This is a genomic window from Candidatus Methylomirabilota bacterium (genome assembly GCA_035315345.1).
GTDB lineage: Bacteria > Methylomirabilota > Methylomirabilia > Rokubacteriales > CSP1-6 > CAMLFJ01.
On the sequence record DATFYA010000080.1, the window covers coordinates 14,590 to 30,519 of the forward strand.

The 15,930-nt window shown below is 70.8% G+C and carries 14 protein-coding genes and 1 tRNA gene; 8 read left to right on the forward strand and 7 right to left on the reverse strand.

Annotation, left to right across the window (positions count from 1 at the left end; translation table 11 throughout):
- Positions 1-3: 3 nt before the first annotated feature.
- The 4 genes from VKN16_09680 to uvrA are packed head-to-tail and all read right to left on the reverse strand — an operon-like array spanning position 4 to position 6,566.
- Entirely contained in the window at positions 4-1,218 is a 1,215-nt protein-coding gene (locus tag VKN16_09680; protein HME94472.1) for a hypothetical protein, read from the reverse strand.
- A 44-nt stretch (positions 1,219-1,262) separates the two neighbouring features.
- Entirely contained in the window at positions 1,263-2,519 is a 1,257-nt protein-coding gene (locus VKN16_09685; protein HME94473.1) for an MFS transporter, read from the reverse strand.
- On the reverse strand, positions 2,506-3,759 hold the full coding sequence (locus tag VKN16_09690; GenBank protein ID HME94474.1) for a LytS/YhcK type 5TM receptor domain-containing protein: 1,254 nt from the start codon (positions 3,757-3,759) through the stop codon (positions 2,506-2,508). Before VKN16_09690 ends, VKN16_09685 begins: the two co-directional genes overlap by 14 nt.
- The gene (uvrA, locus tag VKN16_09695) at positions 3,759-6,566 is read right to left on the reverse strand and encodes an excinuclease ABC subunit UvrA (GenBank protein ID HME94475.1); all 2,808 of its coding nucleotides are present in this window, start codon (positions 6,564-6,566) and stop codon (positions 3,759-3,761) included. Before uvrA ends, VKN16_09690 begins: the two co-directional genes overlap by 1 nt.
- A 104-nt stretch (positions 6,567-6,670) precedes the next feature.
- Between uvrA and VKN16_09700 the strand changes: the two genes are divergently transcribed.
- The 4 genes from VKN16_09700 (at position 6,671) to VKN16_09715 (ending at position 9,608) form a co-directional block, all read left to right on the forward strand.
- Positions 6,671-7,150, forward strand: coding sequence for a transcriptional repressor (locus tag VKN16_09700; protein ID HME94476.1), 480 nt, complete (start codon positions 6,671-6,673; stop codon positions 7,148-7,150).
- A 56-nt stretch (positions 7,151-7,206) separates the two neighbouring features.
- A complete protein-coding gene (locus VKN16_09705) occupies positions 7,207-7,656 on the forward strand; it encodes a rubrerythrin family protein (protein ID HME94477.1) in 450 nt (149 codons plus the stop codon).
- A gap of 87 nt (positions 7,657-7,743) precedes the next feature.
- The gene (locus VKN16_09710; GenBank protein HME94478.1) at positions 7,744-9,030 is read left to right on the forward strand and encodes an anaerobic glycerol-3-phosphate dehydrogenase subunit C; all 1,287 of its coding nucleotides are present in this window, start codon (positions 7,744-7,746) and stop codon (positions 9,028-9,030) included.
- A complete protein-coding gene (locus VKN16_09715; protein ID HME94479.1) occupies positions 9,018-9,608 on the forward strand; it encodes a DUF3501 family protein in 591 nt (196 codons plus the stop codon). The genes VKN16_09710 and VKN16_09715 overlap by 13 nt, the downstream gene beginning before the upstream one ends.
- Before the next feature lie 25 nt (positions 9,609-9,633).
- On the opposite strand, the gene VKN16_09720 is transcribed toward VKN16_09715, so the two are convergent.
- Entirely contained in the window at positions 9,634-10,335 is a 702-nt protein-coding gene (locus VKN16_09720) for a urate hydroxylase PuuD (protein ID HME94480.1), read from the reverse strand.
- A 40-nt stretch (positions 10,336-10,375) separates the two neighbouring features.
- Complete coding sequence (locus VKN16_09725) at positions 10,376-10,612, reverse strand: hypothetical protein (GenBank protein ID HME94481.1); 237 nt, start codon at positions 10,610-10,612, stop codon at positions 10,376-10,378.
- A 347-nt stretch (positions 10,613-10,959) separates the two neighbouring features.
- On the opposite strand from VKN16_09725, the gene VKN16_09730 reads away from it, so the two are divergent.
- The 4 genes from VKN16_09730 (at position 10,960) to VKN16_09745 (ending at position 12,877) form a co-directional block, all read left to right on the forward strand.
- The gene (locus tag VKN16_09730; protein HME94482.1) at positions 10,960-11,658 is read left to right on the forward strand and encodes a hypothetical protein; all 699 of its coding nucleotides are present in this window, start codon (positions 10,960-10,962) and stop codon (positions 11,656-11,658) included.
- Entirely contained in the window at positions 11,655-12,071 is a 417-nt protein-coding gene (locus VKN16_09735; protein ID HME94483.1) for a response regulator, read from the forward strand. The genes VKN16_09730 and VKN16_09735 overlap by 4 nt, the downstream gene beginning before the upstream one ends.
- A 320-nt stretch (positions 12,072-12,391) precedes the next feature.
- Positions 12,392-12,640 (forward strand): hypothetical protein, encoded by a 249-nt coding sequence (locus VKN16_09740; protein HME94484.1) that lies wholly within the window; start codon positions 12,392-12,394, stop codon positions 12,638-12,640.
- Positions 12,641-12,801: 161 nt separating this feature from the next.
- Positions 12,802-12,877: transfer RNA gene (locus VKN16_09745), tRNA-Met, on the forward strand.
- Between the two features lie 110 nt (positions 12,878-12,987).
- Here the strand turns inward: VKN16_09745 and VKN16_09750 are convergent.
- Positions 12,988-15,843 carry an AAA family ATPase gene (locus tag VKN16_09750; GenBank protein ID HME94485.1) on the reverse strand — a complete coding sequence of 952 codons (2,856 nt, stop codon included), beginning with the start codon at positions 15,841-15,843 and terminating at the stop codon, positions 12,988-12,990.
- Between the last annotated feature and the right edge of the window lie 87 nt (positions 15,844-15,930).

Below are 15,930 nucleotides of genomic sequence, written 5' to 3' on the forward strand. Positions count from 1 at the left end.
GGGCTAGTTCCTCATGATGAGGGCGGAGCCGGTCGGGGGCATCGCCCAGCCGAGATTCATGGTGACGCGCGCGTCCCGGACCTGGCGGCACTTGCCCGGCGAGTAGTCGTAGGTGTGCTTGCCGTCCTCCCCGCCCGGGCAATAGTCGTCCACCTGGCCGCGGAGCTGTCGCACGTTCTCGATCACCATCGAGATGCCGTGGGTGTACCCCTCGCAGAGGTGGCTGCCCGAGGTGTTGTTCGGCCGTTTGCCGCCCAGCTCGATGATGCCGCTCGACACGTACGCCCCGCCCTCCCCCTTCTTGCAGAAGCCGTACTCTTCGAGCTGCAGCATGGTGGTGAAGGTGAACGCGTCGTAGGAGCCGGTGACGTGCACGTCGTCCGGAGCGATGCCGGCCTGGCCGAATACGATGTCCTTGGCGTGGTAGCCGGCGACGCGAGTGATCGGCCCGTAGGCCCAGTGGAAGTCGGTGCGCGGCTTGTTCACGCGCCCGGCCACGCCCATGATGTAGACCGGCTTACGCCGCAGATCGCGCGCTCGCTCCGCGCTCGTCACGATGAGGGCGGTGGCGTTGTCGGTCTCCAGGCAGCAGTCCAGCAGGTGGAGCGGTTTGCAGATCCAGCGGGAGGCCATCACGTCCGCCACCGTGACGCGGTCCTTCAGCAGGGCCTTCGGGTTCTGGGAGGCGTGCTTGCTGTGGGCCACCCGCACGTGGGCCACCTGCTCCGACGTCGTCCCGTACTCGTACATGTGGCGCATGAAGGTCGGGGCGAAGTTCTGGCCCGCGCTCCGCATGCCGAAGGGCACCTGGGCCAGGTCCATGCCCCGCACCGGCTGGGCCGCGCGCGCACCGGTGCCGCCGATGCGGAAGTCGGAGTAACCGTTCATCGACCGGAAGATCGCCACGGTGTGGCACATGCCGGCCTCGATGGCGCCCATCGCGAGCCCGATCAGGGCCTCGGTGGAGGAACCTCCGCCGAAGACGTCCATGTAGAAGTTCAGGCGCATCCCCAGATCCGGCGCGACCCAGTTGGCGAACACCGAGTCGCCGCTCTGGTAGGACATCATGCCGTCCACGCCGTCCTTGCCGAGGCCGGCGTCGCGCATGGCGTTGCCCACCGCCTCGACCGCCATGGCGCGCGTGCTGCGCCCGGACTGCCGGCTGTACTCGGTCTCTCCGACTCCGACGATGCAGTACTTGTCCTTGAGCGAGGCCATGAGCTCCTCCGCGCCGCGACTCTACGCGAGCGCGCCGGGCGGCGTCAAGCGGGCGCGGGCTCGTCGCGCGGCGCGGGCGGGCGCGTGAACGCGAGCAGGCTCAACGCGAGTCCGTTGCACGCGGCGCTGAGCCACCAGGCGAGGCGGTAGTCGCCGGCGCGATCGTAGATGAAGCCGGCCGCGAACGGCCCGCACGCGGCCATCGAGCCGGCCAGCGAGAAGAGCAGCCCGGCGAGGCTCCCCGCGTGTTCGCGGCCGAAGAAGTCGGCGACGGTGGGGGTGAAGAGCGCGGACGCGGCCCCGTACGAGAAGCCGAAGACGACGGAGGCCGCGTAGAGGGCGGCGAGCTCGTTCGACCACGAGAAGCCCATGAAGGCGCCGGCCTGAAGGACGAAGGCGACCGCGAGGGCGGCACGCCGCCCGATCCGGTCCGAGGCCGCGCCCATCACCAGGCGTCCCGCCATCGCGGCGACTCCGACCGCGCTGACCAGCGTGGCGGCCAGCAGCGGCGCGATGCCGAACCCGCGGGCCATGGGCACCAGGTGCACGAGCGGGATGAATACCGGCGTCCACGTGGCCGCGAAGACGCCGTAGAGCATCCAGAACGCGCGGGTGCGCAGCGCCTCCGCCACCGTCCAACCACCCGAGCGGCGGCCCGAGCGAGGGGACGCGGCGACCGCGGGGGCGCCGTCGGGCCGCAGCCCCATGGTCTCGGGATCGCGCCGCATCAGCACGCCGAGGCCGTTGAGGGCGACCAGCACCGCGGCGCCGAAGACGACGTAGGCTCCGCGCCAGCCGAGATGGCTCACCAGCAGGTGGGCGACCGGCGGCAGCGCGAAGGTGCCGAGGCTGCCGCCCGCGCTGGCGAGGCCGACCGCGATACCGCGGCGGCGCGTGAACCACTTCGCGACGGTGGCGTTGCATGGGACGTAGGCCGTCGACATGCCCAGCGCCGCGACGGTTCCGTAGAGCAGGTAGGGCTGCCACAGGGCGGTGACCCGGCTCATCAGCATCAGCCCGATGCCGAGCAGCGCGCCCCCGACCGAGATGACCGCGCGCGGGCCCCACCGGTCGGTGAGGCGGCCGGCCCCGAGCGCGAATACCGAGTACACGAACGCGTACAGGGAGAAGACGCCGGAGAGGCTCGCCCGGCTCCAGCCGAACTCCTCGCCGAGGGCGGCGAGGAACACCCCGAAGGCGTACTGCGTGCCGTAGGCCATGAACAGGACGAGGAACGCCGTCGCCACGACGATCCATCCATAGAAGAGCCTCGGCCGGATGCCGAGGTCAGCGGCCGGCATCGTCCCGGGGCTTCTCCGACGACCGCTTGGTGTCGAGGACGGGAGGGAGCGTGCCGGTGGGGTGCGTGGCCTCCACGCGGACGATCCGACTCAGCCGCGCGACCGCGTCGCGGATGCGCGCCGCCGCGTTGCGGCAGTTGCGGGCCCAGTGACTCTCCTCGGTGCCGGGCGGCAGCCGATCCTCGAGCATCTGGACGTAGCCCGCGATGACCGCGAGCGGATTGTTGATCTCGTGCGCCGCGGCCTGGGCCAGCAGGTTCACCGAGCGCAGCGACGCCGCCTCGCGGCGGGCGTCTTCGCCGGCCAGCCGCTCGGCCGCGTCGCGGAAGATCACGATCTCGTAGCGATGGTGACGATACTCCACGGTGCGCCGGGCGCAGTCCACCGAGAGGACGCGCCCGGCCGCCGTCTCGAACAGGGCCGCGTGCGTCCGGGGCATCCCGTCCTTCCGATCGGCACCGGCTTCATCGGCGACGGCGGTCGTGGCCGGCGACGGCCAGAACGACCGCGAGTCGCGTCCGAGAATCTGCTCGCGCGAGAGGCCGGACAGCTCGCAGTCCGCCCGGTTGCAATCGAGGATCGCGTGGGTGTCGGCGTCCACGATCCGGATCGCGTCGGTGGCCCCGTCGAGCACCGCCCGGAATCGCTCGCGCTCCTGGGCCAGGCCGCGCCGCTCGACGATCGTCGCCATCAGCAGGGCCAGGGCGGGAAGCCCGATCATGGTCAGCCCGAGGTACGACGGCCAGACGCGCGCGAACATGGTGCGACCGCGCTCGCCCAGCAGGCCGAATCCCGCGAACACGATCAGGAACGTGGCCCCGGCCAGGGCGAACGCGTGCCGGCTGCGCACCGCGGTGGTGCCGCCGGCCCAGCGATGGGCCAGCCCGGCCGCCGTCGCCACCGCCACCACCGTCACGATGCCGGCGACGGTGCCGCTGCCCCCGAGCCAGATCCGATAGGCGACCGCGGGCAACGCCGCGAGCATTCCGGCTCCCCAGCCCTCGAAGAGCCCGATGATCGCGACCGGGATCACCCGGCCGTCGACGAAGACTCCCTCGGACGTCTCGATGCGCGAGATCATGAGGAGGACCGCGATACCGCCCCACGCGAGGCCGAGGACGCCGACCCAGAGCGGGCGCCGGCGCGGGTCGTCGGGCTCGAACCAGCCGTAGGCCAGCGAATAGAAGAGGACGCCGGCGACGACGATGCCCGCCGCCTCCAGCAGGTGGTGGAGATCCATTACTTCGAGGCGGACGCGGCTCGTCCGTTAGGCCGGGGCAGCAGGTCGCGGAGGAACTTGCCGGTGTAGGACCCGGACACCTGCGCGACCTGCTCGGGCGTTCCTTCGGCCACCAGCTCGCCGCCCGCCTCGCCCCCCTCGGGGCCGAGATCGATCACCCAGTCGGCGGTCTTGATCACGTCGAGATGATGCTCGACCACCAGCACCGTGTTGCCCGCGTCGACGAGGCGGTTGAGCACCACCAGCAGCTTGCGCACGTCGTCGAGATGCAGTCCGGTGGTCGGCTCGTCGAGGATGAAGAGATGATCGCTGGTGGGCTTGGCGGCCAGCTCCGCCGCGATCTTCAGCCGCTGCGCCTCGCCTCCCGACAGCTTGGTGGCGGGCTGGCCGAGCCGCAGGTATCCGAGCCCCACCTCCTGCAGCACCTTCAGCCGTCGCTGCAACACCGGCTCGGCGGAGAAGAACGCCACCGCCTCGTCCACCGTCTGCTGGAGCACCTGGCTGATGTCCCGGTTCCGGTAGGTGACCTGCAGCACGTCGGGGCGGTACCGCTTGCCCTCGCATTCCTGGCAGGTTACGTACACGTCCTCCACGAAGTACATCTCGAGCTTCTGGAAGCCGTCGCCCTCGCAGGTCTCGCAGCGGCCCCCCGGCACGTTGAACGAGAACGCGCCGGGACCCAGCCCGAGCGTCTGCGCGCGGCTCAGGCTCGCGAACAGACGGCGGATCTCGTCGAAGGCCTTCACGTAGGTGACCGGATTGGATCGCGGCGTCCGGCCGATCGGGTCCTGGTCGATCAGCCGCACGCCCTTGAGATGCGGCAGCCCGCGCAGCTCGTCGTGGGTGCCCGCGACCGCGAAATCGACCTTGAAGTGCCGCGCCACCGCCCGGTAGAGCGTGTCGTGCACCAGGGTGGACTTGCCCGAGCCGGACACCCCGGTCACGCAGGTCAGCGTGTTCAGCGGAATCTTCACCGTCACGTTCTTCAGGTTGTGAGCCCGCGCGCCCGTCAGCACGAGGGCCCGGCGGCCTTCGCGCCGGGCCAGCGGCAGTGGGATGGTGTCGCGGCCGCTCAGGTAGCGCGCGGTCAGCGAGCGCGGGTCCTTGCGGAACTCGGCCTGCGATCCCGCGAAGACGACGGTGCCGCCGCGCTCACCCGAGCCCGGCCCCATCTCGATGAGGTAGTCGGCTACCTCGATCAGCGCCCGGTCGTGCTCCACGATCACCACCGTGTTGCCGGCCGACGCGAGCTCGCGGCAGAGCTCGGCGAGGCGCGTGGTGTCGCGCGGATGCAGGCCGATCGACGGCTCGTCGAGGACGTAGAGCGTGCCGGTGAGCTGCGCGCCGAGCTGGTTGGCCAGATTGATCCGCTGCGCCTCTCCGCCCGACAGGGTGCGGGTCTGCCGCGCGAGGGTCAGATAGCCCAGGCCCACGCGCAGGAGGAAGGACAGCTTGGCCCGCAAGAGCTTCAGGACGTCGCGCGCCACCGTCTGCTGCCATTCAGACAGGGGCAGGGCGGCGAAGAAGGCGTCCAGCTCCTCGACGGTCTGCCGTCCGAGCTCGGCGATGTTGGCCCCGCCTACCCGGACCGCCAGGGCGTCGGGACGCAGCCGCTCGCCGGCGCAGCGCGGGCACGGCGACTGGCTTCGGTAGCGCGACAGGAAGACCCGCACGTGGAGCTTGTAGCGGTAGGATTCGACCTCCTCGAAGAAGCCGCGGATGCCGGTGAGCCCGCCGCCCCCCTCGTATACCCAGCCGCGGTCCTCCGCGGTCAGCTCGGCGTAGGGCCGCGTCACGTCGACCCCGCGCTTGCGGGCCGCCTTCAGCAGCTGCTTCTGGTACCAGCGCCCCGACGGGTGCGACCACGGCTCCACCGCGCCGTCGGCCAAGCTGCGCGTCGGATCCGGCACCACCCGCGCCTCGTCGTAGCGCAGCACGTTGCCGAAGCCCTTGCACTCGGGACAGGCGCCGAGCGGATGGTTGAAGGAGAAGAGCAAGGGCTGCGGCCGGGCCAGGGCCACGCCACAGGCCGGGCAATGGAAGTCTCGGCTGACCGGCACCGCCCCGCGCTCGAGCAAGTCGACGCTGGCGCGGCCCTCGCCCTCGGCCAGCGCGGTCTCCAGCGAGTCGGTGATCCGACGCCGGCTGTCCGGGCCGATCACGACGCGATCCAGCACCACCGCGAGGCGGCGCGGATCCAGGTCGATCGGCTCACCGGCCGGCCGGGCGCTCACCTCGGCGAGGTCCCAGACGACGTCGCCCGCCTTGACGCGGGCGAAGCCGCGCTGCAGCAGCGCCGCGAAGAGCGCCCGGGGATCGCGCGTCGCCTCGGGGGCGAGCGGGAAGCAGATCATGGCCCGGGCCCCGGGGTGGTCGCGTAGCAGGAGATCCGCCACCTGGTCCGCGGAGTCGCTGCGGGCCTCCGCGCCGCAGGTGGGGCAGTGCACGTGCCCGACCTTGGCGAAGAGCAGGCGCAGGTAGTCGTGCACCTCGGTGGCGGTGCCCACCGTGGAGCGCGCGGTGCGGACCGGATTCTTCTGCTCGAGCGCGATGGCGGGCCGGATGTGCTCGATGCGGTCCACGTCCGGGCGGTCGAGCCGCTCCAGGAACATGCGGGCGTAGGTCGAGAGCGATTCGATGTAGCGCCACTGCCCCTCCGCGAAGAGGGTATCGAAGGCCAGCGACGACTTTCCCGATCCGGAAACCCCGGTGATGACGGTGACGCGGTCGTGGGGGATGTCGACGGAGACGTTCTTCAGGTTGTTCTGCCGGGCTCCTTCGATCCGGAGCCATACCGGCTGGGACATTCGAGCGGTCCTCCTGAGATGGAAAGTCTACTCGACCGATGTGGGGCCTTCAATACCGGGACCCTTGACAGGCGCGCGGTCGTCACGTACGCTGCCGAATCGTAATGAGAACCATTCCTAAAAAGAGTTCGGGGGGAGCGGAGAGCGCGATCCGGGCCCGCGGGCTGCGCCTCACCGGTCCGCGTCGGGTGGTGCTCGACGTGATCCGCGCGACCGAATCGCACCCGACCGCGGAGTGGGTCCACCGCATGGTGCGCCGGCGACTTCCCCGCGTGAGCCTCGGCACCGTGTATCGCAACCTGCGGCTGCTGGTGGCCGAAGGGCTGGTCAAGGAGCTGTCGGGCCCCCACGCCCGCTTCGACGGCAACGTGACCGAGCACCACCACTTCACCTGCCTCGGCTGCGGCCGGATCACCGACGTGGACGGGCCCACCACCGAGCCCCACTCCCGGGCGCTGTGCGGGCGAGTGGCCGCCGACGGGGGCTTCAGCGTCACGCATCACCGCATCGAGTTCTACGGCCGCTGTGCCGGGTGCCAGCGCCGTGCCGGAGGCAAGGCACGCCGGCGACGCCCGACCCCGTAGCTCGGAGGCCGTTGCCTCCGAGCCGCCCGTCACCATCCACCAAGGAGGACGTCATCATGGCAGGCAAGGCCCTGAAGGGCAGCAAGAGCGTCGAGAATCTCAAGGAAGCGTTCGCGGGCGAGTCGCAGGCCAATCGCCGCTACCTGTACTTCGCGCGGGTCGCCGACATCGAGGGCTTCCCGGACATCGCGGGTCTCTTCAAGGACACCGCCGACGCCGAGACCGGCCACGCCTTCGGTCACCTCGATTTCCTGAAGGAGGTGGGCGATCCGGCCACCGGAGAGCCCATCGGCAAGACCGAGAAGAATCTCAAGGCGTCCGTGGCCGGGGAGACCTACGAGTATACCCAGATGTACCCGGGCATGGCCAAGACCGCGCGGGACGAGGGGTATCCCGAGCTGGCCGAGTGGTTCGAGACGCTGGCCAAGGCCGAGAAGTCGCACGCCGGCCGGTTCAGCAAGGGCCTGAACCAGGTCGCGGGCAAGGAGCCGGCCGAGGCCATCTAGCCGGCCGCCGGGTCGGGACGGGACCGGGTGGCGGCGCCCCCGGCTCGGTCCGCCTCGACCGCGCGATCCTGTACGGGCAAGAGGACGATGACACTCGATATCCGCGCGCCGGAGTTCTGGCAGCTCGACCGCGTCGACGCGGAGCTGCGCCGGGTCTACGACATCTGCGCAGGCTGCCGGCGCTGTCTGCCGCTCTGCCCGTCGTTCAAGGTGATGTTCGATCGCCTGGACGTGGACGCGGTGGACGGCGACGTGGAGAAGCTCCCCGCGGCCGACGTCAAGGAGGTCGTCGACCTCTGCTACCAGTGCAAGCTCTGCTTCAACCACTGCCCGTACACCCCGCCGCACCGCTGGGCGGTGGACTTTCCGCGCCTGATGCTGCGGGCGCGCGCCGCGGACGCCCGGGCGAAGGGCGTGACCCTGCAGGATCGCTTCCTCGGAAACACCGACCTGGTCGGGCGCATCGGCAGCCTCACCGCCCCGGTCTCGAACTGGATGAACGCGGTGTGGGTCAACCGCAAGTTCATGGAGATGGCGGTGGGCATCCATGCCCGCCGGACCCTGCCGCCGTTCCATCGAGAGACGTTCTCGCGGTGGTTCGACGGGCGGAAGCCGGATCGGCGTCCGCAGCCCGCGCGGGACCGCGTGGCGCTCTTCGCCACGTGCTCGGTGGAGTACAACGATCCGGCCACCGGCAAGGCCGCGGTGACGGTGCTCGAGAAGAACGGCGTCGACGTGACCCTGCCCGCCCAGCGCTGCTGCGGCATGCCGTACCTGGACGGCGGCGCGGTGACCGAGGCCAGGCGGCTCATCGCCGACAACGTGAAGAGCCTCGCCGAGGAGGTGCGGCAGGGCCGGGAGATCGTGGTGCCGGGGCCGACCTGCTCGTACATGCTCAAGCAGGAATATCCCTGGCTCGACGGCTCCGAGGACGCCGACCTGGTGGCCGCGCACACCCGCGACCTCTTCGAGTACCTCGCCTCACTGCACGACCAGGGGCGGCTCGACACGCGCTTCCCCAACGCGCCGGGTACCATCAGCTATCAGCTGCCCTGCCACCTGAAGGCGCAGAACATGGGCACCCGCTCCGCGGACGTGCTGCGGCTGACCGGGGCGCCGGTGGAGGTCATCGAGCGGTGCTCGGCGGTCGACGGCACGTGGGGGATGAAGAAGGAGTATTTCGAGCTCTCCATGAAGCTGGCCGGGCCGCTCTTCCGCGACGTCGAGGAGGCGAAGCCCGAGCGGGTCGCCACGGACTGCCCGCTCGCCGCCTTGCAGATTCATCAGGGCACCGGACGGGTCGCGCGGCACCCCATCCAGATTCTCGCCGAGGCCTACGGCCTCGACCCGGAGGCTCCGGAATGGCGTCCATGATCCGGCTCGGCGACGTCGTCAACTTCTTCGAGTACGAGAAGGTGCGGGAGGAGCGCCGCCGCCGGGTCATCGCGCTCAAGCAGAGACGGCGGCTCGAGGTGGGACCCTACCTGTCGTTCGTGTTCGAGAATCGCGAGACCCTCCTGTTCCAGATCCAGGAGATGTGCCGGGCCGAGCGCATCGTCGACGACGCGAAGGTGCAGGAGGAGATCGACGTGTACAGCGCGCTGCTACCCGGCCCGGGCGAGCTGTCCGCCACCCTGTTCATCGAAATCGCCGACAAGGACGAGATCAAGCCGGTGCTGGATCGCTTCATGGGTATCGACACCGGTCGACACGTCTGGTTCGAGACGGCGCGGGGCGGGGTGGTGCCCGGCTCGTTCGAGGCCGGGCATTCCGACGAAGAGAAGGGGAAGCTGGCCGCCGTCCACTTCGTCCGCTTCGCCTTCTCCTCGCAAGCGGTCGAGGCCTTCCGATCGGCCGACGTGAATCTGGTGGTGGATCACCCAGCCACGCGCGCGCGCACCCGCCTCTCCGCAGAGACCAAGGCCGAGCTGCTGTCCGACCTCGTCCCCTGACGAGCGCGCGCGCCGCCGCGCCCGGCTACTGCATGATCATGAACCAGATGTAGTAGACGAGCGTCAGGATGAAGCCGAACCAGATGGTGCCCTTCACGGTGGCGAGCGGCTTGGCCAGACCCTTGCCCGGCGTGCCGACCAGGGCGTTGATCTCCACGATCACCATGATGGCGAGGGCCACGATCCAGAAGACCAGGCCCGACTTGCCGACGGTCAGCCCCGCGAGGTGGTTGGCCGATCCCATGAAGAACAGCATCGGGACGGACATCACCACGTTGGTGCGGGAGGCCAGGCCGCCGCGCGCGCCGGCCGGAGCGGCCGCCGGATTGGCCGGCTTGCCCGCCGCGGTGTCGAGCGCGTTCTGGATGACGATCTTGTTCTTGGGCCAGATCACGAACCACACATTGGCCCACATGATCGACCCGAGGAGGCCGCCCAGCAGGATCTTCCAGGTGCCGGGGTCGTTGATGCCGCGGATGCCGAGCCAGTAGTGCAGGAGGTAGATCCAGCCGGAGAGGAAGGTGATCATCGCACCCCACCTGAACCACCAGAGCGCCCGCGGCAGGAGCTTCTGCTGGGCTCCCGAGCGCACTCCCGGCTCGGTCTCGGCGAAGAACGGAGTCTGGACGAGGTTGAAATAGTAGAGCAGACCGATCCAGGTGATCCCGGCCAGGAAATGGATCCACCGCAACAGGAATAGCCAGCCCTCGGCATTCATCAGTGCCATCGTCTCCCTCCTGGGTAGGGTCGCCGATCAGTCACCGCAGCTAGTCGTCGTCCGCGTCCTCGTCGTCCTCGTCATCCTCATCGTCCTCGTCGTCGTCGTCCAGGTCGTCGTCGTCGAAATCGTCGTCGTCGTCGAAGTCGTCCTCGTCGTCCAGGTCGTCCTCGTCGTCGAGATCGTCGTCGTCCTCGGCGTCCTTCTCGTCCTCCTCCTCGTCAGCCGCCGCCACGAGCGGCTGAACGTCTTCTTCGATCCACTCGCGATACCCGAGGCGTAGCATGTGCAACTCCTCCCGACGGAATGCTCGTTACGCTGGCGGGATTATAGCAAAGGGGTTTAGCGTGTCCACGCCATTTTGGCGCGTCGACTGCACTTATCCACTTATCCCCATTCGTCCACAACACGAAAACTCGACGCGTGGACGCGCGGTCGCGGGCTTCCGCGTGCGAACGAGCGCGACTGGAGCGCCGTCGAGGTGCGACCGCGTCGCGGCGGGCCATCCGGTGCGGCGATTCACGCGCGCACGCGCGTGCAGCCGCATTTCTAGACCGTTCGCGAAGCCTTGACGGGCGACGATCGCTTCCTTACGATGCGGCCGACCTGCCGAACGAAAGAGGAGAATCAACGATGCCGCTGTTCGCCGTCGAGCGGGACCTCAGCCAGGTTCCACCGGATCGCTTTCGCTCCGATCTGCGCGACCTCGTGAAGGCCTGCGAGCGTCTGCAGGGTGTCGGCAAGAAGGTCCGCTACATCAGCAGCGCGGTCTTTCCGTCCGAAGCGCGCGGCCTCTGTCTATTCGGGGCCGAGGAGCCGCAGTGGATCCGCGACGTCAACGACGCGGCGCGGCTGCCCTACATCCGCATCTTCGCCGTGCTCGATCTCACCCCCACCGGAGTCCGTCGCGACGTCTCGGTGGGCCGTCGTACCCCGCAGCCGGTCGCCGCCGCGGCTCCGGGGCGAGAGGGGAACGGGCACCGCGAATTCCACAACGGGCGCGGACCGCTGAACGGGGGCCCGACGGCACCCCGGATGAGCGACGCGCTGGCCCGCTGGTCCCACGAGGGCCGACAGCTCGTTGACCTCCTGGGTGGCTGGCTGGAGGAAGTGGTGGCGGTCCACGGACAGGCCGAGGCCGTGCAGAGCCAGCGCGATGAGCTCGTCGATGACGTCCAACGGATCCGGGCCGAGAACGAAGAGCTGCGGGCCCAACGCGACGAGCTGCAGCAGACGCTGCAGACCCTCGCCGGTCAGATGACCCACGCCGCGGACGCGGTCCTGAGCCGACTGCGGCGACGCGACAGTCCGGCCGATTCGGCCGCTCGATGAGCGCCCCCCCGACCTCTCGGTGCCGCATCCTGGTGGTGGACGGCGACGAGCGAGAGCGCGACGGCGCGGCACGCGCCCTCACCGAGGCCGGACACGCGGTGGACACCGCGGCCACCCGGGCGGACGTGGTGAGCCTGCTCGGGGAACGGGCCTACGACCTGGTGCTGAGCGACCTGAAGATGCCGGCGCTCAACGGACCCGTCTTCTACCAGTTGCTGAAGGATTCGTGTCGCGGCGGCACGCCGCCCGTCATCTTCTCGATCGCGCGCGGGTATACGCCCGAGTATGCGTCCTTCCTGATGCGGCTCGCGGCTCCCGTTCTCACGAAGCCGGTTCCCGCCGCCGATCTCCGCCAGGCCGTCGCGCGAATGCTGCCGCCACGCGCCGAGGCGAGCGACTCGCTCACGTCCTGATCACCTCCGGCGACGCGCCAGTGGGTCGGGGCCACCGTGTCCTTATCGACACGCTTTTCGATTGCCATCTCACGAGCCGTGGGATAGCGTTGGGCTCCCTTGAAGAAGACCGATTCGACCCAGCGCGCCGCCAAGCGCAAGCGCACGCCGCAGCGGAGCACGGCGGCGACCCGCCGTCCGAAGGGGACGCCGCGCGGTCTCGTGAGTCGGCGCACCACCGCCCGGCAGAAGAGCAAGCTCCGAGGGAGCTGACAACGTCGGACTGAGGAGAGGAGCAGACGGGCGGGCGCCGGGAGGCGTCGGCCTAGCAGGAGGGAGCGATGGACCAGCTGGAAGCGATCGAAACTCCGCCGCTCGTGGTAACGGCCGGCGACATCACCCTGATCGAGGGTGCGGCCAGGGATCTGCACGACCTTGGCGAGGAGCCGACGACTCACGGACACCGCCCGTCGTGGGCCTACTCACAGATTCCCGACGGTCTCGCCCTCTGTGTCGGCTGCTGGCGTCCGATCGCCGCGCAACAGCTGGGCGGCGAGCGGTGCCCGGGCCCGCGGAAGCCGCAAGCCTGAGTCCCGGCCGTCGGTTGCCGTCGCCCGCCTGACGTTCGCGTCTGCCCGCCCTCCGACCGCTCTCCCTCTACCCCAGCCCGCGCGCCAGGCACAATTCCCGGAACGTCTGCCGCGCCGTGGTAGAATCCGTCGCTGCTGCAAGTTATTGATCTGATTATCCAGGCGGCGTAGCTCAGGTGGCAGAGCAGGGGTCTCATAAGCCCCGTGTCGGAGGTTCGAGTCCTCCCGCCGCCACCACATTTCCAAACGCCTCTTGACGTCCTGGGGCTCGGCGCGACCGACGATGTAGACGGCCAGCAGCGCGCCGGACGGATTCCGACGCAGGGTGGCGAGCGCGCGCGAGGGCATCAGCGCGGGCGCGCGTCTGCGCCGGACCACGCGGCGAGGCTGGCCGCGGCCCGCCGCTCCAGCCCGCGCGCGCCCTGCCGTCGTGCGATCTCCAGCGCGGTCAGGAAGCACTCCTGCGGCGCTCGCGCCCCGGGCGTGCCTCCGCGACCGATCGCCCGGCCGGCTTCGCCCTCGAGCCGATGCAGCTCCGCCTCCAGGAAGCGCTCGCCGGTGCGGGCCGCGAGGGTGAGCGCCTCGCCGACGACGTCGAGCGCCGGGTCCGGCGCTCCGGCGCGGAGCAGCCCGGCGGCGAGGGTGGCGAGCAGGTACGTCTGGAGCTGGGCGGAGCCCGAGGCGCGCGCGCTGGCGATCGCGCCGCGCATCTGGGCCACCCCTTCTTCCGGGCGGCCCGTCTCGACCAGCGCCCAGCCGTGCACCGTTTCGGCCCAGGCCAGGAAGAGCCCGAACCCCTGTTCGCGCGCCAGCGCCACGGCGCGACCGGCATGGGCCAGGACCGCCTCGGCGTCGCCGCGGAAGCAGTGCAGGTGCGCGGCGAACACCAGCGCGAGCGTCTCGGTGACCGGATGCCGCAGCCGCCCGGCGAGGTCAAGCGCGTTGCGGCTCGCGGCCGCCGCCTCGCCGGACTCGCCGAGCAGCTCGAGAGTCCAGGCGGCCATGACCTGTGCGCAGACCCCGGGGTCGTGGTTGCCGTACTCCGCGGCCAGCGCGGCGTGCGGAGGCTCGTAGATCGCGATGCCGTGGCGGGCGTGCTCCAGCGCGGCCGTGGGCGCACCCTGGATCAGCCGGGTGGCCCACAAGGCGTGGTGCGCCTGGAGCACGAGGGCGGGCTCGCGCGAGCGCTCCGCCTGGACGCGCAGGCGTTCGCCCAGCTCCTCCGCGGTCGCCAGCTCACCGCGTCCCCAGCGGAACAGCCACAGCCCCCAGAGAGCGGGAAAGAGGCGCGGCGTGTCGCCGAGGCGCTCGGCGAGGGCCTGCGCCCGCGCGAGCGGCTCCTCCACCTCGGGCGCGCCCCAGCCGCGCGTGGCCATCAGGGATCCGCCGAGGGCGATCTGGAGCGCCACCTCCTGCTGCATCGTCTCCTCCACGGCGGGCAGTGCCCGCAGGAGGTCGAGCGCCCGCACGAGGTGTGCGCGCGCCTCCTGGGCCGCGCCCCGCCGGGTCGTCACCGCGGCGGCGCGCCGCAGGTAGTGCACCGCGCGGCGCGCGTCGTGTCCACGCTCGAAGTGCGCGGCCAGCTCCAGCGCGATCTCATCCGCCCGCTCGCCGTGCGCGACGGCCAGGCGCTCCGCGATCCGCCGGTGCAGCTCGGCGCGCCGGCCGGCTGCAATCTGCTCGTACACCATCTGCCGGTGGAGCCAGTGGCGGAAGCCGTATCGCTCTGCCGCGGTTCCGTCCGGCCAGGCGTCGGCCCCGCGCGCGACCAGGAACGCGCCCGGACGTGCCAGGGCGGCGCAGCTCCCCTCCGCGTCCGCCACCGGGGACCCCGCGCCCGCCGCGACCGCGGCGGCCGAGAACTCGAGCCCGACCACGCTCGCCACCTCGAGCACGCGCCGCTCGTCGTCCGAGAGGCGGCCAAACTGGAGCGCGATCACCGCCCGCACGTCGTCGGGGATCGTCAGCTCCAGGATCTCGGGCTCCTCGGTCAGACGCCAGCCCCCATCGGCCTGGACCAGGATCCCGCGCCCGATGAGGTCCTGGATGGCACTGGCCATGAACAGCGGGTTGCCCTCCGTCCGACGATGGACGAGCCGGGCGAGCACGGCGAGCCGATCCGCGGCGCCGTCGTTCGCGGCGGACCCGGGGCGCGGCCCAAGTCGCTCGACGAGATACCGTGCCACCGCCGCCTCCTCGAGGAGATCGAGGACGATCTCGTGCCCGGGCTCGCGGGCCACCAGCTCTCGCAGCACCGCATGGAGCGAATGCCCGCCCGGCGTCGTCGCGACCGGCCGGTACGTCCCGATCACGAGGAGCCGTGCAGGTCCGGGCCGCCGCGTCACGTAGGCGAGCCAGTCGAGGGTGGACCCGTCGCTCCAGTGCAGGTCCTCCAGCCAGAGCGCGAGCGGCGCGCGGTCGGTGAAGGTCTCGATGGCCTCGGCCAGCTCGCGCAGCATGCGCTCCCGCGTGGCCCCCGCGGTGGTGCGCCGGAGCGTCCGCAGCTCGGCCGGCTCGACGAGGGACGGCATCTGAGCCAGCCACGTCGGCGCGTGGCGCCGCAGGATCGGCACGAGGCGACACCCGGGCACGCGCCCGAGACCGGTGAGGGCCTCGAGCAGCGGCAGGTAGGCCTCGCCGACGCCGTAGTGGTCGATGCAGCGCCCGGTGCCGACCGGAAGCCCCTCGCGGGCCGCGCCGGCCAGGAACGCCTCCACCACCGCGGTCTTGCCGATGCCCGGCTCGCCCGAGACGAGCACGACCTGACGCTCCCCCGCTCGCGCGCGGTCGAGGCACGCGCGGAGCCGGTCGAGCGCGAGCGCCCGGCCGACGAGATGCTCCGGCACGCGCAGGAGCGCCCCGCCGTACGCCCGCGCTTCCGGCACCGGGGCGACGAAGCGATAGCCTCTCCGGTGAACGGTCTCGATGTAGCGCGGGCGTCGGGCGTCGTCACCGAGCGCGTCGCGGAGCTCCTGGATGCACGAGGTCAGCGCGGCATCGCTGACCGCGACCCCGGGCCAGACCGCGTCGAAGAGACCGTCCTTGGTGACGAGCGCGCCCGCCCGGGAGACCAGGGTGGAGAGCACCGCCGCGGCCTTCGGCGTGAGCCGGATGACTCGCCGGCCGCGACGCAGCTCGCCGATCGAGGCCTCGAACGTGTAGGGCCCGAAGCGAACTGCCTGATCCGACTGCCCGTCCGCCACTCATCGTCTCCTGGAGAAATCCCACGGGTCTCCTGTGACTCGGCGGCCGCCGAAGGTCTATGACATGGCACAACCCGCGCCGCCGCG

Excerpts from the sequence above, each read along its gene's own strand:
- VKN16_09680 (HME94472.1), bottom strand. The coding sequence starts at position 1,218 with ATGGCCTCGCTCAAGGACAAGTACTGCATCGTCGGAGTCGGAGAGACC.
- VKN16_09685 (HME94473.1), bottom strand. The coding sequence starts at position 2,519 with ATGCCGGCCGCTGACCTCGGCATCCGGCCGAGGCTCTTCTATGGATGG.
- VKN16_09690 (HME94474.1), bottom strand. The coding sequence starts at position 3,759 with ATGGATCTCCACCACCTGCTGGAGGCGGCGGGCATCGTCGTCGCCGGC.
- uvrA (HME94475.1), bottom strand. The coding sequence starts at position 6,566 with ATGTCCCAGCCGGTATGGCTCCGGATCGAAGGAGCCCGGCAGAACAAC.
- VKN16_09700 (HME94476.1), top strand. The coding sequence starts at position 6,671 with ATGAGAACCATTCCTAAAAAGAGTTCGGGGGGAGCGGAGAGCGCGATC.
- VKN16_09705 (HME94477.1), top strand. The coding sequence starts at position 7,207 with ATGGCAGGCAAGGCCCTGAAGGGCAGCAAGAGCGTCGAGAATCTCAAG.
- VKN16_09710 (HME94478.1), top strand. The coding sequence starts at position 7,744 with ATGACACTCGATATCCGCGCGCCGGAGTTCTGGCAGCTCGACCGCGTC.
- VKN16_09715 (HME94479.1), top strand. The coding sequence starts at position 9,018 with ATGGCGTCCATGATCCGGCTCGGCGACGTCGTCAACTTCTTCGAGTAC.
- VKN16_09720 (HME94480.1), bottom strand. The coding sequence starts at position 10,335 with ATGGCACTGATGAATGCCGAGGGCTGGCTATTCCTGTTGCGGTGGATC.
- VKN16_09725 (HME94481.1), bottom strand. The coding sequence starts at position 10,612 with ATGCTACGCCTCGGGTATCGCGAGTGGATCGAAGAAGACGTTCAGCCG.
- VKN16_09730 (HME94482.1), top strand. The coding sequence starts at position 10,960 with ATGCCGCTGTTCGCCGTCGAGCGGGACCTCAGCCAGGTTCCACCGGAT.
- VKN16_09735 (HME94483.1), top strand. The coding sequence starts at position 11,655 with ATGAGCGCCCCCCCGACCTCTCGGTGCCGCATCCTGGTGGTGGACGGC.
- VKN16_09740 (HME94484.1), top strand. The coding sequence starts at position 12,392 with ATGGACCAGCTGGAAGCGATCGAAACTCCGCCGCTCGTGGTAACGGCC.